Here is a 15,504-nt window from a genome sequence, read left to right as displayed (position 1 = left end):
TACAACAATAACATAAACTATTAATATGAACATATTAGACAAACTCAAAATCAACCACCGACCGAGTGCCGGCGCTCTGGACCTGCTGAAATATATCGGGCCGGGACTACTCGTTACCGTAGGTTTCATCGATCCGGGGAACTGGGCGACCAATCTGGCTGCCGGTTCCGAATTCGGCTATGCCCTGCTCTGGGTGGTCACTTTCTCTTCTATCATGTTGATCATCATCCAGCATAATGTCGCCCACCTGGGGATCGTCACCGGACTCTGCCTTTCGGAGGCGACCAACAAATATATGCCGCGCACGCTGAGCCGCCCTATCCTGATCTCGGCCATGCTGGCCAGCATTTCGACCTCGCTTGCCGAGGTGCTGGGAGGCGCCATCGCCCTTCGGATGCTGTTCGGGATGCCGATCAAAATCGGGGCCGTCATCGTGACGATCGTCTGCCTCGGCATGTTGCTCACCAACACATATAGCAAGATAGAGCGCTGGATCATCATGTTCGTTTCGATCATCGGGCTGTCGTTTTTGTATGAATTGGCACTGGTGGACGTACAATGGGGAGCCGCCATCGAAGGATGGATCAAACCGACTTTCCCGGAGAACTCCATGCTGATCATCATGAGCGTGCTGGGAGCCGTCGTCATGCCCCACAACCTGTTTCTCCACTCGGAAGTCATACAGAGCCGCGAATGGAACCTCGAAGACGAGCCGGTGATCAAAAAGCAATTGAAATATGAGTTCTACGACACACTTTTATCAATGGTTATCGGCTGGGCGATCAATTCGGCCATGATTATCCTGGCAGCAGCAACCTTCTTCAAACAGAATATAGCGGTGGACGAGCTGGATCAGGCCAGGCAGCTATTAGTCCCGTTGGTCGGAAACAACGCCGGAGTCATATTCGCCGGAGCGCTCCTGCTGGCAGGCATTTCCTCCACGATCACGTCGGGAATTGCCGGAGCCTCCATCTTCGCGGGGTTCTACGGAGAAGCATATAACCACAAAGACCTCCACTCCAAATTAGGAGTTTTGCTGTCTTTTATCCCCGCTTTACTCATTATTTTTGTCGTAGGAGACCCGTTCAAAGGCTTAATTTACTCGCAAATGTTGCTGAGCGTGCAGTTGCCGATCACCGTTTTCACACAAGTTTATCTGACATCCAGCAAAAAGGTGATGGGCAAATTTGTGAATTCGAGATCCACAACTATCCTTTTAGTCACCCTGGGAGCACTTGTCACGTTCTTGAACATTGCGCTATTAATCAGTCTTTTAGCATAGAATTTCACGACATAAGACAACACCGGTCGCGTGACAATAATGACAATAATGACAATAATGACAATTATAATAACTGAATTTTGATTTTGTAGAATGTTATAGAATAGTATTTATATATATATTATATATATATATATAAATACTATTCTATACTCTTGATTTCAGTTTTATTATTATCAGATTGTAATTGTCATTATTGTAATTGTCATTATTGTCACACAGGATTGCTCCCCCCAAAACATAGTGTTCCCCTCCATGAAACTATGTTTCACCCCCCCTCGAACACCGATCTTCACATATTAACTTATTTTTACACCTTAACCCCTACTTGTTTTTGGAAAAGGGCCTGATCATCCCGTATCTTTGCCTCAAAGAAAAAAGGAAAACGAAAAAGTTGCATTTCAACCTGTTTTTCTCTACCTTTGCGTTCTTTGACATAAGAAAATATTAAACTACAAAGATGAGCGATATCAAAACAAACGAACCGGAAGAAAGCAAAAAGAGCTTGAACTTCATCGAGGCAATGGTCGAAAAAGATTTGGCGGAAGGCAAGAACAAGGGCCGTGTACAGACCCGTTTCCCGCCCGAACCCAACGGTTACCTGCATATCGGACACGCCAAAGCCATCTGCATGGATTTCGGCATTGCCCAAAAGTACGGAGGCGTCTGTAACCTGCGCTTCGACGACACCAATCCGGTAAAAGAAGATTTGGAGTATGTGGACGCCATCAAGGAAGACATCGAATGGCTGGGTTACCACTGGGATAATATCTACTACGCATCCGACTACTTCCAGCAACTCTGGGACTTCGCCATCCAGCTGATCAAGGAAGGAAAAGCATACATCGACGAGCAGACGTCCGACCAGATCGCATCCCAGAAAGGGACGCCGACACAACCGGGCACAAACAGCCCCTACCGCGACCGTCCGGTCGAAGAGAACCTGGAGCTGTTCCACAAGATGAACAGCGGCGAGTTGGAAGAAGGTTCGATGGTGTTGCGTGCGAAGATCGACATGGCAAACCCGAACATGCACTTCCGCGACCCGATCATCTACCGCATCGTCAAGACTCCGCACCACCGTACGGGCGACAAATGGAAGGCTTACCCGATGTACGACTTCGCACACGGGCAGAGCGACTATTTCGAAGGTGTCACCCACTCGTTGTGCACGCTTGAATTTGTCGTCCACCGTCCGTTGTACGACCTGTTCATCGACTGGCTGAAAGAGGGCAAGGACCTCGACGACAACCGTCCGCGCCAGACGGAGTTCAACAAACTGAACCTGAGCTACACGCTGATGAGCAAACGCAACCTGCTGATCCTGGTGAAGGAAGGCTTGGTACACGACTGGGACGACCCGCGTATGCCGACCATCTGCGGTTTCCGCCGTCGCGGTTATTCACCGGAAGCGATCCATAAGTTCATCGACAAGATCGGCTACACCACCTATGATGCGCTGAACGAATTCGCGCTGCTTGAAAGTGCCGTCCGCGAAGACCTCAACACCCGCTCCACCCGTGTATCGGCCGTTCTGAACCCGGTCAAGCTGATCATCGGGAACTACCCGGAAGGACAGGTAGAGGAGATGGAGGCGATCAACAACCCGGAAGATCCGACGGCAGGCAGCCACACGATCGAATTCAGCCGCGAGCTGTGGATCGAGCGTGAAGATTTCATGGAAGACGCTCCGAAAAAGTTCTTCCGTATGACACCGGGTCAGGAAGTGCGTCTGAAAAATGCCTATATCGTGAGATGCACGGGCTGCAAGAAAGACGGGAACGGCGAGGTCGAGGAAATCTATTGCGAATACGATCCGAACACCAAGAGCGGCATGCCGGACAGCAACCGGAAGGTGAAAGGCACGCTCCACTGGTTGAGCTGCGCACATTGTCTGCCGGCAGAAGTCCGTCTGTACGACCGCCTGTGGAAAGTGGAGAACCCGCGCGACGAAATGGCGGCTATCCGCGAAGCAAAGAACTGCTCGCCTTTGGAGGCGATGAAAGAGATCATCAACCCGGACTCCCTGAAGGTGCTGACAAATTGCTATGTCGAAAAGTTCCTGGCAAACGCCAAGCCGCTCGACTACCTCCAGTTCCAGCGCATCGGCTATTTCAATGTAGATAAGGATTCTACGGCCGACAAATTGATCTTCAACCGTACCGTATCCCTGAAAGATACCTGGAGCAAGGTGAAAGATAAATAAAAAGAGATTTGTATGAAGAAAAAAGATATTTCACGCCTGTTACAACGCTATCTGTCCGGTCGCCAGGAAGGCAAAGAGGCCTATTTCGATGCCGATGAGATCGATGAGTTGTTGGACAGCTTTGAAGAATCTGATGATTATACTTACTATGATGAAGTCCTGGCCTTAGGGCTGAGGCTTCATCCCGGTAATCCCGATTTGCAGGTCAGACAATGCAAGTCGTATGTCTACAACGAAGACTATGAAAGTGCGCTCGTCCTGATCGAATCGATAGCCGAAACCGACAACCAGGATCTCGACATGCTACGTCTCGAATGTTACGTCATGCTGGACTCGTACGACAAAGTGATCGAATATGTAGAAAAACTCATCGCCGACAAATGCGAGTACCTGGAAACGTTGTTCGAATATATCGCACCGATCCTGGGAGACGTGGAGATGACCGATGAGGCACACGATTTCATCAATCGCGGCCTAATGCTTTTCCCCGACAACCTGATCCTGAAAGACGAGCTTTGCTATAATTTGGAAATAGAGGGCGATATAAATAAAGCGATCGAGATTTGTAACGAACTGATCGACAAGAACCCCTACTCCAACGACTACTGGTTCACTTTGGGCCGCCTCTACTCCATCAGCGGAGACTATGAGAAAGCGATCGAAGCGTTCGACTTCGCCCTCACCTGCGACGACTCGGACGAAGAGTTGAAGATACTGAAGGCTTATTGCCTGTACATGAACGAAAGCTACGAGAAGGCGATCGAGGTCTATAATGAAATCGCGACGACCCAGGAGGTCCGCGACCGTATCACTCCCCTGCTTGCCGAATGTTATATCAAGCTGGAGAACTACGAAAAGGCTTATGACTTGCTGAAAGAGCTGCTAAAACAGAACAGCCGGAAGGAGGACTCAAGCACGTATATCAATTATATCCAATGTTGTGTCGAAACAGAACGTGAAGAAGAAGCCTCCGATGCCCTGATGCAAGCATCCAAGCTATTCCCGAAGAACATCCGCATCCTTTCCTTGCTGGCCCTTACCTATCTGGAAAACGGGGACGAACATAAGGCGATGGAAGCGACCGAAAACCTTTTCAACGCACTCGACCAAGTGGAGGATAAGCAGCCGGAAGACTTCGAGAGCTTGTATCGCGCCGGACAATACCTATTCATGAAAGGAGATATCGACAAGGCCTTGCAATACTACAAGAAGGTGTTGGAAGCCCATCCGGAAATGCCTTATATGCACCTTCATATGGCAATGGCATATCTGGCAAAGGGAGATATGAGACGTTTCAGCGAGCACTACAAGCAGACTTCTCACGAAGAATTGCTCGATTACCTGAAAAGCGCCGGACTCAATTATGAAGGGATAGTCGAGCGCATCGACGGCAAATATATTCCACCGGAAGACCTGGTGAAAGAATTCCTCAAGAATAAGGATAACAATAATTAAACATGAAAAGAAATCTAAAAGACTACGGCCTCTTAGTTCTAAAAGGCATGGGCATGGGCGCGGCAGATGTCGTGCCCGGCGTATCAGGCGGAACCATCGCCTTCATTGTTGGAATCTATGAAGAATTGATCGACTCGATCAAAAGTATCAACGGAGCCAGCCTTAAGCTGCTCTTCACCGGAAAAGTCGTTGCATTCTGGAAAGCGATCAATGCCAACTTCCTGCTATCCATCGTCGCCGGGATCGGGATCAGTATCTTCTCGCTGGCAAAAATCATCACCTGGTTGCTGACAGACCACCCGATCCTGGTCTGGTCCTTCTTCTTCGGATTGGTACTGGCTTCCACCTGGTTCGTATCCAAAGACATCAAGAAGTGGGATTGGAAAACGATCCTGAGCTATCTCGTCGGGATCGTCATCGCGTTCTACATAACCGTCGCGACACCGGCCGAGACGCCTTCCAACCTGTTCTTTATTTTCCTTTGCGGGGCGATCGCCATTTGTGCCATGATTTTGCCGGGTATATCGGGAAGTTTCATCCTGGTGCTGTTAGGCAAGTATTTTTATATCATGGAGGCGGTAAAGACATTCAATATTCCCGTAATGTTGGTGTTCATCTGCGGTGCGGCAATCGGTATCACCAGTTTCTCCCGTGTGCTTTCGTTCGCTCTTCGCCGGTTCCACGACATTACGATCTCCGTATTGGCCGGTTTTATGTTGGGTTCGCTGAACAAGGTTTGGCCCTGGAAGGAAACGATCGAGACCTACACGGACAGCCACGGCATTGTAAAACCGTTGGTCGAAGCCAACATCATGCCGGACCAACTTGTCTGGGAAGCTCTCGGCCTGATGATTTTAGGCTTCGCCATCGTCTATTTCCTCGAGAGACTCTCGATGAGGACATCGAAATAATAAAGTACAACTCCATCCCGCCTTGTCATAAGGTCGTGTAGACAAACGCCTCTACCGCATGAGTAAGGATATAGGCGGCAGGCGTAGGATGGGTTGCCGAATAGCCTTTTTTCAGCTCTTCGAGCATCTCTTTCTTTCCCGTCCCCAAGACCGGGACCAGCAACGGCGAATCGTTCAGGATCAGCGGGCCGGTCATCGTGATACGGAACTGATGGGATTCGGGATGTTGGGAAACGGCGTAATTACGGCTGTCCGTCAACAACGGCAAGGTGTCCGGGAAGATGGATGCGGTATGCGCATCGCCTCCGATCCCCAGGATGATACAATCGAAATAGGGCAATTGCCCGTGCCGGGGCAGATACTCCTTCACGACACGCGAATAGCGCATCGCTTCCGTACCCGGTTCCACCTCGCCATGAATGCGGTGCACATGGTCGGCGGGTATGTGTAGCGGCTTGAACAAAAGCTCGTTTGCATGTCCATAATTGCTGTCCGGGTCGGTTGGCGGAACACATCGTTCATCCACCCAAAAGAAACGGATCGCATCCCAGTCGATCACGTCTTTATATTCATCCGCCCAAAGAGCGAACATCTTCTGCGCCGTCCCTCCTCCCGACAAGGCGAGGTTGAAAGGCAGGTCATCCTCTTTCCGGTCCATATACCGGATCAGCTCTCCGGTCATTGCCCGGAGGGCCTCTTTATCATCTTTAAAATTCTCTATGATCATAATCATCCTTTTTTATCATTGACAACTTTGGCAAGGGCAATCCTTCGGTGTCATCCCCAACTTGGCCTTTTCGATCGGGCCGTCTTCACCGGGAGCGTAGAAGAACAGGTTCTTCGCACCCTCTTCTTTCCAATGATGGAGGATCGGGTCGATCAGTCGCCAGCTTGCCTCCAAAGCGTCGCTACGGGCATACAAAGTCGAATCGCCCAACATGGCATCGAGCAACAGGCGTTCATAGGCATCGGGCAGATAGTTCTTCGAAAGCGAATCATAGCGGAAATCCATACCCACCTGCTTGACCGTGAAACCGGCCCCCGGCATCTTCAGGCCGAACTTCAGCGTGATGCTCTCGTCCGGCTGGATACGGATAATCAGTTTGTTGCAGGAACCTCCCGAACATTGTCCGACGAAAAGCTGGTGAGGAGTGGACTTGAAGTTCACGACGATCTCCGAACTCTTTTCCGGCAATTTCTTTCCTGTGAAGATATAGAACGGGACATCGCTCCAACGCCAGTTATCGATAAACATTTTCATAGCGACGTACGTCTCCGTAGTGGAGTCAGGCGCCACATTCTTCTCTTCCCGGTAGCCGTCGTACTGGCCACGCACAATCAGGTTGTCCATATCATGCGTCTTATACGGACGCAAAGCGCGGAACACCTTCACGATCTCGTCGCGGATCGGCTCCGGGTCGAACACCGAAGGCGACTCCATCGCCGTAAATGCCATCAGTTGCATCAGATGGTTCTGGATCATGTCGCGCAAGGCTCCCGCCCCGTCATAATATTTCCCGCGATTCTCCACGCCAAGCGTTTCCGAGGCGCTGATCTCGATCGAGTCGATGTAATTACGGTTCCACAACGGTTCGAATATGCCGTTGGAGAAACGGAGCACCAGGATGTTCTGCACCGTCTCTTTCCCCAGATAATGGTCGATACGGTAAATTTCCTTCTCATCGAAGATATGGATGAGATGCTTGTTCAGGCGTTCGGCCGATTCGAGGCTCGTTCCGAAAGGCTTCTCCACGATCACGCGGCGCCAACCGTCCTCGCTTCCGGCAACATTCATCCCGTTTTCTTTCAGGCAGGTCGGAATCAACTCGTACATCACCGGCGGCGTGGCAAGATAATAGATGATCTTGTCCGGCAACTGCTGCTCGTTTTGCAACTGGTGGATACGATCTTTCAGTTTATGGTATTCGGCGGACTGGGTCGAATCGAACGCAAGGTAAAAGACACGGCGGAGGAAATTGTCCAGTTCCGTTTCGTCCACCTCCTTGTTCTTCAGGGATTCCCGGATATGCACCTTTTCGAAAGCGCGGTACTCGTCATCCGTATATCCCGTACGGGCCGCCCCCAAGATGCAGAAACGTTCCGGCAATAAACCCCGAACGTGCAATTCGTAGAGCGAGGGCAAAAGCTTCCGCCCCGTCAGGTCGCCGGAAGCTCCGAATATGACTAATAATTGATTGCTTGCTGTATTCATTTGCTTTTAAAATTTAATGATGTCGGAAAGTTCCGAAAAGCCGGAAAATCGTTTTTGAAGGCGGCGGAACTTTCCGAAACGATGGAATCAGACGCTATACGTCCCCGAAACCGTGTTTCCTCCTTCCCCCGTCCAATTGGTGTGGAAGAAATGACCACGTTCGCGATCGGTACGTTCATAAGTATGGGCGCCGAAATAGTCGCGTTGCGCCTGAATCATATTCGCGGCCGAATGCAACGTGCGCAACCCGTCGAAATAGCTCAGGGCCGAGCTCATGGCAGGCAGGGCGACACCGCTCAGCGCACCTTCGGCGACAATCCGGCGCCAGGCGGGAAGAGCCTCCTGTATCTTAGTGTGGAAAAAGTCATCGAAGAGCAGGTTTTCCAAATCCGGGTCCTTCCGGTATGCATCCGTGATCTTTTGCAGGAAGACGGAACGGATGATACACCCCTTACGCCAGATGCGGGCAATCGTCCCGTAATCCAAATCCCAGCCATAATGCCCGGAAGCACGGCGAAGCAAGGAGAATCCCTGTGCATAGGAAATCAGCTTGGCCGCGTATAGTGCCTGACGGACGTCCTCAATCGACAATTGAGAATTGACATTTGACAATTTTTCTTCCTCTTCCAATTGTCCATTGTAAAGGCTTGCCGCCTTCATTCGTTCGGGATACAAGGCCGAGAGCAGACGGGCGTAAACCGCTTCGGTGATCAACGTCAGCGGATCGTTCTCGTCCATCGCCGCGATCGCGCTCCATTTGCCGGTTCCTTTCTGCCCGGCGACATCCAGTATCTTGTCGAGCAACGGTTTTCCGTCTTCGTCACGGAAACGCAGGATGTTGGCGGTTATCTCGATCAGGAAACTATCGAGTTCCCCTCCGTTCCATTCGTCAAAGACGACGGCCATCGCATCGTTGTCCAGTCCTTTCCGGTTTTTCAATAGCGAATAGGCTTCGGAAATAAGCTGCATATCGCCATACTCGATGCCGTTGTGCACCATCTTCACAAAATGGCCGGCGCCACCCGCTCCGATCCATTCGCAACAAGGCGAACCGTCGTCCAGCTTGGCGGAAATCCCCTGCAAGATGTCTTTCACCAGCGGCCAGGCTTCCACCGAACCTCCGGGCATCACGGACGGGCCGTGCAAGGCTCCTTCCTCGCCTCCCGAAATTCCGGTCCCGACGAAATAGATTCCTCTCTTCTCCAACTCCTTCACACGGCGTTCCGTGTCGTGGAAATCGGAATTACCCCCGTCGATAATCACATCGCCCGGCGAAAGGAAAGGGAGCAGTTGCGAGATCAACTCGTCTACGGGACGTCCCGCCTTGACCATCATCATGATGACGTGGGGAGTTTTTACCGAGTCGACCAATTGTTCGATAGAATGCGTTCCGATAAAATGCCTGCCTTTTCCCCGGCCATTGACAAAACGGTCCACGACGCCCTCTTCGCCCGGTGCGCTCCGGTTATATACGGCAACCGTGAAGCCTTTGCTTTCCATGTTGAGAGCCAGGTTCTCGCCCATCACGGCGAGCCCGATCAATCCTATATCTGCTTTCATATTTCAGCTCTTTTATTTTATGTTGAATAAATCGTTCAAAGACTCACTCATAGAAGGGTGAGTGAAAATATTGTCACGAAGGAGGAGATAATCATTATCGGTACGCATCGCCAACGACACGAGGTTGATGATTTCGCTCGACTCGGCACAGAACAGCGTTGCTCCCAATATCTGGTTCGTATCGGCATCCACGACCGCCTTCAGCAACCCTTCCGGTTGTCCGATCGTACGGGTTCTCGGCATCGAAGCGGCCATGACTTTGGAGACTTTTATGTTACGTCCCGTCCGGCGTGCCTGCTCTTCGTTCAGGCCGACATGCGACAGGGGCGGATCGATGAACACCGAATAGGCGACCGCCTCCCGGTCATTGGTATTGCGTTTGCCGTCTCCAAAAAGTTCATCGCGTATGATGCGGTAATCATCCAGCGAAAGATACGTGAATTGCAAACCGCCTCGCACATCCCCGATTGCCCATATATGATCCGCGGTCGTATGCAGGCGGTCGTCCACCTCGATTGCCCCGCGCTCCGCCAACTTCACGCCGGCAGCCTGCAAGTTCAGTCCTTCGGTATTCGGACGGCGTCCGGTAGCCAGCAGGATGGCATCGGCATCGATCCGTGACGTATCGCCTGTCAGGGCATCACGGTAGACGACGGTAGCTTTCCCGGCATCGTGCTCGATCTCCTGTACGACGGCATTCAGGCGGATCGAAATGCCTTTCTTTTCCAAAACGGTCTTCACGGCTTCGGCGATATCGCGGTCTTCACGGGGAATAAACTTGTCGCCTCCCTCCAGAACCGTCACGTCCGATCCGAAATTAGCAAAGATCGAAGCAAACTCAAGCCCGATATAGCCTCCTCCCACGATCGCCAGGCGACGGGGCAACCGGTCCAGTTCCATGATCGAAGTGCTGGTGTAGACAAAAGGATTGCCTTCGATCCCTTTTATATTGGGGACGATGGTGGAAGCGCCGGTATTGATAAAGATTTTATCGGCTTGCAACACGATAGTCTCACGATCGTTTTTCACTTCCACTTCCGTTGGAGAGAGGAACGAGGCGATGCCGGTATAAACAGTCACCGTCTCTTTGTTGTCGAGATTCTCAAAATTCTTCTGACGCAAAGCAGCCGTGATCTTCCTCTTTTCCTCGATCGCCTTATGAAAGGCATCGGCATATTGCTCGAACGTCGTGAAGTGGGAATATTGCGCCACTTTGGAAAGATGTACCAGCGTCTTGGTCGGAATGCATCCGATATTGATACATGTCCCGCCATACATGTCTTCCGAACGTTCCACAACGGCAACAGTCCATCCGCGACTACCTAAATCAGCGGCCAGCGTCTTTCCGCCCTTGCCGAAACCAATGATGATTGCATCATACTTTTTCATCTTTTGTCATCCTCCTTTTTATTTTCTACTTAAGGAACATTTCTTTTAACCTGATTGTTCCCGATAAGTATCTGTTTATTGTCCTGTTTTTTCTATGATGCAAAAATACACAGCCTTTTGATTTCAGAGGATAATGATTTTGCCCTAAGATTTGGCAATATTCCCTGCCAATCAGGGAATCATTGTTCACCGCCGGATGCAACTCTATTGGGATATAGGTATCGTGACATCCGTCATCGCGACTATTGTCATTTTTTATATTGGCGGCGATATTCGGTCGCGCTCAGCCCGGTTGCGTTCTTGAAGAAACGGCTGAATGCCGCCTGGTCTTCGAAACCTAACAGCAGGGCGATCTCTTTCGAGCTTTTGCCCGTATAGAGGAGCAAGCGTTGAGCTTCGGCCTGGATGCGGTTATGGATGATACGGATGGCGGAAGGCTGCTGATAAGCGGAAAGGATATTGGCCAGTGTCTTCGGAGATTTGTTCAACATATCCGCATATTCCTGCACCTGTTTCTTCTCCTTAAAATAAGTATCGACCAGGACATGGAACTTGCGGATCGTCTCGAACTGGAAACTGTTCTCCCGAACGACTCCCTGCCTGTCTTCCGCTATTCGCGTGCATAATATGATGAACCGCTTCAACAATACCCGGAGCATCTCGTCTTGCAGGTGGTCGGTACTGAGAAACTCTTCCTGCATGATCCCCGTCAGCGTATCGATCTTCCGTCGCTCATCCTCCGAAAGGATGAAAGTCAACACATGCGACGAACCGTGAAACAGCAATCCGTTGCACGACACCTCATGGTCGTTGCCATGTATGCAATAGAAGTTACTGTTGAACATCAGAGCATAGTATCTGCCTTCGACGCGCAGAAATTCCAGATGATGCAAATGGGAAAGCGGAACGAGCTGCCCCTTCTCCAAAACAATCTGCTGATGGTCGATATCCAACTCTACTTCGCCGGAATCCACCCATATAAATTTATACAGCGTTTTGTCTTTCAGAAGATCCGAGTCTTCATGGAGCGAATCGGTCAAGACGACCCGCCCCTTTATCTTCGCATTCTCAAATGTCCATCTCATGGTATTATTTTTTAATTCTCAATTTTCAATTTCCATCACCTCCAGTTCCCCGGCAATTCTCCCGTATGCCGCCTGAACCAACGTGCAAAGGTATCATAATTTGAGAAATTAAGCATCACGGCAATGCGGGAAGGTCTCATGCGAGTCTTAATCAGCAAATCTTTTGCCTCAAGCAATACATACTGGCTGATCCATTCCGCTGCCGAAATGCCGGAATGCGATTTGCATTTGTTATTCAGTTCCGTCGAAGTCATCCCCAACTTCTCTGCGAAATAATAGACCGGATAATGATGGTAACGGCTAATCAGCAAAGCGAAATCGTGGAAAAAAGGCGGAACCTCGCTATCCCGGTCGTCTGCCAAATGTCCTCCCTGCTGGAGGAAGAAAATAAGGGCACGCAAAAGCGATTCCACCACTTTGACCCGGACATCGCTCATTCGCTCGATTTGTGATTGTATCAGCCGGATATAAAGCCCGGACTCTTCCAACTCGTCCGGTGTAATCGTCCGGAACATCAGACGTTGCCGGTTAATCAGCAAATCACTGCCGGCATAGATCACGATCCCTTCAAAACCAGTTTGCGAAAAACGGGATATGTCACTCACATCCTCCGCAGACGCCAGGAACACCTGCCCGGCAACTATGGAGATTTCCTTTTCAAGCGCTTTGCATGCGAACTTTCCTCCCCGGCAGATCACCGCAAGAGTTCCCGATTCCAAAGGCAACAGGTCATGATCCTGCCCGGCTTCGACGTGAATGATCTTCAATGTACTTTCCAATGTCAAATTAGCAGTCGACACGGCATGATAAAGATCGATCGGTAATATTTTATCTGTATTCATTTCCTTCTCACTTTTAAATAAAAATCATTTCACTTCGAACATTTAAAGATAGATGTTAGTTTACTATGCACAATCATTTTTATGTTTAGTTAAATTGCTATTAATAACATTTATAGGGTTTATCACGCGATATACAAAATCGATTGTTTTTATTTCGCATAAAACATTCATACATTCTTATTAGTTTTATATTTGCACATCAAAAAAGAAAAAGATGAAGATACCGTTCAAACCTATCAGAATCGAAGATAGAGATATTATAACCTCCTTTACGATACCGAGCAATTACAAGAATTGCGACTATTCATTTGCCAACATCTGTAGTTGGCGATTCCTCTACGATAGCGAGTTTGCCGTTGTCGACGGTAACTTGTTGATCCGCTTCTGGATCGAAAACAAAACGAGAATCGCTTACATGACGCCAACCGGACAGGGCAATCTGAAACAAGCGATCGATCTGCTGGAAGCCGACTCGCTCGAACAGGGCCATCCGCTTTGTATGTTAGGCGTAACGCCCGATGCCAAGGAGGAACTCGAAAAGGCAATCCCCGGCGGCTTCTTCTACATCCCCGAACGGGATTATTTCGATTACATCTACTTGCGTGAAGACCTGGCAACCCTGAAAGGGAAAAAATACCAGGCGAAACGCAATCATATCAACAACTTCAATAAGAAATATTCTTACAAATATATCCCTATCACACCGGAACTGGTCCCCGAATGCCTCCAGCTCGAATGCAAATGGTTCAAGGCAAACCGGGATGACAACGACGTGGAGGACCTGAACGACGAACGCCGTTCCATCATCTATGCCTTGGACCATTATGATAAGTTGGGGCTGATAGGCGGCGCTATTTGCGTAGACCATCAGATTGTCGCTTTCACCTTCGGCGCCCCAATCAATCACAACACCTTCGGGGTGCATGTCGAAAAGGCGAATGTGAACTATGAGGGGGCTTATGCTGTTATCAACAAAGAATTCGCCTCCCACCTTCCGGAGAAATATATATATGTGAACCGGGAGGAAGACTTGGGGATTCCCGGTCTGCGACAGGCTAAACTTTCGTATAACCCGTTCATCCTATTGGAAAAATCCGCAGCAATAAAGAAACCTGCAAAATAATATTGAACGATGGATAACAACAAGCCTCAATTGATCAACCTGTGGCGTACTTCTTTCGACGACAGCGAAGAATTTATCAAACTGTTCTTCGACCGGGTCTACAAAAAGGAAAACGCCCTGTTTATAGAGAAAGACGGAAAGATCGTTTCCGCCCTTCAAATGCTTCCGTATGTCATGACCTACTATGGGACGGAGATATCCGTGAACTATATATATGGCGCCTGCACCCTTCCTTCCGAACGCGGGCAGGGGCTCATGCGCCAACTGATACAAGAAGCCTTCAAGGTGATGGAAAGCCGGAAGGTGGCTCTGACGGTCATTATCCCGGCCGATCCGTGGCTGTTCGATTATTACCGCGATTTAGGATATACGGAGGCTTTCGACTATTCGGAAGAGACGTATGTCCGCCCTTATGAAATAGCTTGGGAACAGGGGATCTTAGTGGTTCCGCCGGAAGTTCCTTCTATGGAATCTCTTTATAAGTTCTTCAATAAGAAGCAGCGGGAACGTACCTGCTATGTGCTGCACGGTTATGACGATTTCGTCACCATCCTGCGCGACTTGCAAATCTCCGGCGGACAGATGCTGACCGCCTTGAACATTCAGGACGAACCGATCGGCATGATCTTTTTCCATCCTGCCGGCGACCATATCTATGTCAAAGAATTGATGTACGACAACGATCACATCAAGAACCTGCTCTTGCAGGAAGCGACAACCCAAAACAAGGTGGAAAAAGCCGTCTACCGCACTCCTTTCACCGGACCGGGAACTTTCCCCTTAGGCATGGCACGTGTCCTCGACCGCGACCGCCTTATCCATCACTGGGCTTCCACCCACGAAAACTCCGTTCTCAACATCGGCGAACTGAAAGAAATGGACACCCAATCTCTTACCCGCCTGTTGCTCGACTACCAGAGCCGGGAGGCTTATATGAGCTTGATGCTCGATTAGTTTTCAATTTTACTCTAAAATAAAGTCCCTCGCCATTTCATCATAGCGGGGGATTCTCCTAATAAATATTTTCCTATATAATTAATAGCTTCTTTTCAAGAATTCATCTGGTGTAATTACAGTCCGAATAATCATTCTTATAATCAAAATCAGCAGGGACTTTCAATACTCCACTTAACTCTTTCACTAATGGAGTCAATTCTATTTGCTTACTTGAAATATCATTTGTTGAAACGACAGAATCCAAATACTGTTCTACCATTTTAGAAAGACTCATATTCCGCGACCGCGCATATTCTTTTGCTTTCTCTATTATCGACTCATTTAGTCTTAATGTTAATTTTGTTTCCATAGCCATTCACTTTTCTGCAAAGATAATCATTCTCAATCAATATTCTATATAAAGCACTTATGTTATCCATCAACTGTTCTTCTCGGATAAGATAAAAGGGAAGAACCTCGCGGCCCCTCCCTTTCCTCACTTT

At 49.4% G+C, this 15,504-nt stretch carries 13 protein-coding genes; 6 read left to right on the top strand and 7 right to left on the bottom strand.

Features of this window, described 5'->3' with window-relative positions; all coding sequences use genetic code 11:
- Nucleotides 1-25 precede the first annotated feature (25 nt).
- The 4 genes from RDN79_RS05135 (at nt 26) to RDN79_RS05120 (ending at nt 5,854) form a co-directional block, all read left to right on the top strand.
- A complete protein-coding gene (locus RDN79_RS05135; RefSeq protein WP_298553791.1) occupies nt 26-1,282 on the top strand; it encodes an Nramp family divalent metal transporter in 1,257 nt (418 codons plus the stop codon).
- Between the two features lie 460 nt (nt 1,283-1,742).
- Entirely contained in the window at nt 1,743-3,488 is a 1,746-nt protein-coding gene (locus RDN79_RS05130) for a glutamine--tRNA ligase/YqeY domain fusion protein (RefSeq protein WP_298553788.1), read from the top strand.
- Nucleotides 3,489-3,500: 12 nt separating this feature from the next.
- On the top strand, nt 3,501-4,943 hold the full coding sequence (locus tag RDN79_RS05125; RefSeq protein ID WP_298553785.1) for a tetratricopeptide repeat protein: 1,443 nt from the start codon (nt 3,501-3,503) through the stop codon (nt 4,941-4,943).
- A 2-nt stretch (nt 4,944-4,945) separates the two neighbouring features.
- Entirely contained in the window at nt 4,946-5,854 is a 909-nt protein-coding gene (locus RDN79_RS05120) for a DUF368 domain-containing protein (protein WP_298553782.1), read from the top strand.
- Nucleotides 5,855-5,879: 25 nt separating this feature from the next.
- Here RDN79_RS05120 and pgl read toward each other — a convergent pair whose 3' ends face one another.
- The 6 genes from pgl to RDN79_RS05090 form a co-directional block, all read right to left on the bottom strand.
- A complete protein-coding gene (gene pgl, locus RDN79_RS05115; protein ID WP_298553778.1) occupies nt 5,880-6,581 on the bottom strand; it encodes a 6-phosphogluconolactonase in 702 nt (233 codons plus the stop codon).
- A 15-nt stretch (nt 6,582-6,596) separates the two neighbouring features.
- Nucleotides 6,597-8,066 carry a glucose-6-phosphate dehydrogenase gene (zwf, locus tag RDN79_RS05110; RefSeq protein ID WP_298553775.1) on the bottom strand — a complete coding sequence of 490 codons (1,470 nt, stop codon included), beginning with the start codon at nt 8,064-8,066 and terminating at the stop codon, nt 6,597-6,599.
- 87 nt (nt 8,067-8,153) lie between these two features.
- Nucleotides 8,154-9,626, bottom strand: a complete 1,473-nt coding sequence (gnd, locus tag RDN79_RS05105; RefSeq protein WP_298553773.1) for a decarboxylating NADP(+)-dependent phosphogluconate dehydrogenase — start codon at nt 9,624-9,626, stop codon at nt 8,154-8,156.
- Between the two features lie 12 nt (nt 9,627-9,638).
- Nucleotides 9,639-11,015, bottom strand: a complete 1,377-nt coding sequence (locus RDN79_RS05100) for an FAD-dependent oxidoreductase (RefSeq protein ID WP_298553770.1) — start codon at nt 11,013-11,015, stop codon at nt 9,639-9,641.
- Between the two features lie 248 nt (nt 11,016-11,263).
- Nucleotides 11,264-12,100, bottom strand: a complete 837-nt coding sequence (locus RDN79_RS05095; protein ID WP_298553767.1) for a helix-turn-helix domain-containing protein — start codon at nt 12,098-12,100, stop codon at nt 11,264-11,266.
- A gap of 35 nt (nt 12,101-12,135) precedes the next feature.
- A complete protein-coding gene (locus tag RDN79_RS05090) occupies nt 12,136-12,942 on the bottom strand; it encodes a helix-turn-helix domain-containing protein (protein WP_298553764.1) in 807 nt (268 codons plus the stop codon).
- 214 nt (nt 12,943-13,156) lie between these two features.
- On the opposite strand from RDN79_RS05090, the gene RDN79_RS05085 reads away from it, so the two are divergent.
- Together RDN79_RS05085 and RDN79_RS05080 are read left to right on the top strand one after the other, a co-directional pair.
- Entirely contained in the window at nt 13,157-14,065 is a 909-nt protein-coding gene (locus tag RDN79_RS05085; RefSeq protein WP_298553761.1) for a DUF2156 domain-containing protein, read from the top strand.
- 9 nt (nt 14,066-14,074) lie between these two features.
- Nucleotides 14,075-15,019, top strand: coding sequence for a GNAT family N-acetyltransferase (locus RDN79_RS05080; RefSeq protein ID WP_298553757.1), 945 nt, complete (start codon nt 14,075-14,077; stop codon nt 15,017-15,019).
- 103 nt (nt 15,020-15,122) lie between these two features.
- Here RDN79_RS05080 and RDN79_RS05075 read toward each other — a convergent pair whose 3' ends face one another.
- Nucleotides 15,123-15,371, bottom strand: coding sequence for a DUF6364 family protein (locus tag RDN79_RS05075; RefSeq protein ID WP_298553754.1), 249 nt, complete (start codon nt 15,369-15,371; stop codon nt 15,123-15,125).
- Nucleotides 15,372-15,504 lie beyond the last annotated feature (133 nt).

Origin of the sequence: uncultured Parabacteroides sp. (assembly GCF_902493135.1) — a bacterium.
Lineage (GTDB): Bacteria > Bacteroidota > Bacteroidia > Bacteroidales > Tannerellaceae > Parabacteroides.
Note: the sequence above shows the minus strand (reverse complement) of the source record. Positions and strands in the feature narration are given on the sequence as shown.

Bases quoted from the DNA above. Each gene is read 5' to 3' on its own strand.
- RDN79_RS05135 (WP_298553791.1), top strand. From the start codon at position 26: ATGAACATATTAGACAAACTCAAAATCAACCACCGACCGAGTGCCGGC.
- RDN79_RS05080 (WP_298553757.1), top strand. From the start codon at position 14,075: ATGGATAACAACAAGCCTCAATTGATCAACCTGTGGCGTACTTCTTTC.
- RDN79_RS05075 (WP_298553754.1), bottom strand. From the start codon at position 15,371: ATGGAAACAAAATTAACATTAAGACTAAATGAGTCGATAATAGAGAAA.
- RDN79_RS05095 (WP_298553767.1), bottom strand. From the start codon at position 12,100: ATGAGATGGACATTTGAGAATGCGAAGATAAAGGGGCGGGTCGTCTTG.
- gnd (WP_298553773.1), bottom strand. From the start codon at position 9,626: ATGAAAGCAGATATAGGATTGATCGGGCTCGCCGTGATGGGCGAGAAC.
- RDN79_RS05125 (WP_298553785.1), top strand. From the start codon at position 3,501: ATGAAGAAAAAAGATATTTCACGCCTGTTACAACGCTATCTGTCCGGT.
- RDN79_RS05120 (WP_298553782.1), top strand. From the start codon at position 4,946: ATGAAAAGAAATCTAAAAGACTACGGCCTCTTAGTTCTAAAAGGCATG.
- RDN79_RS05085 (WP_298553761.1), top strand. From the start codon at position 13,157: ATGAAGATACCGTTCAAACCTATCAGAATCGAAGATAGAGATATTATA.
- RDN79_RS05130 (WP_298553788.1), top strand. From the start codon at position 1,743: ATGAGCGATATCAAAACAAACGAACCGGAAGAAAGCAAAAAGAGCTTG.
- RDN79_RS05100 (WP_298553770.1), bottom strand. From the start codon at position 11,015: ATGAAAAAGTATGATGCAATCATCATTGGTTTCGGCAAGGGCGGAAAG.
- pgl (WP_298553778.1), bottom strand. From the start codon at position 6,581: ATGATCATAGAGAATTTTAAAGATGATAAAGAGGCCCTCCGGGCAATG.
- zwf (WP_298553775.1), bottom strand. From the start codon at position 8,066: ATGAATACAGCAAGCAATCAATTATTAGTCATATTCGGAGCTTCCGGC.
- RDN79_RS05090 (WP_298553764.1), bottom strand. From the start codon at position 12,942: ATGAATACAGATAAAATATTACCGATCGATCTTTATCATGCCGTGTCG.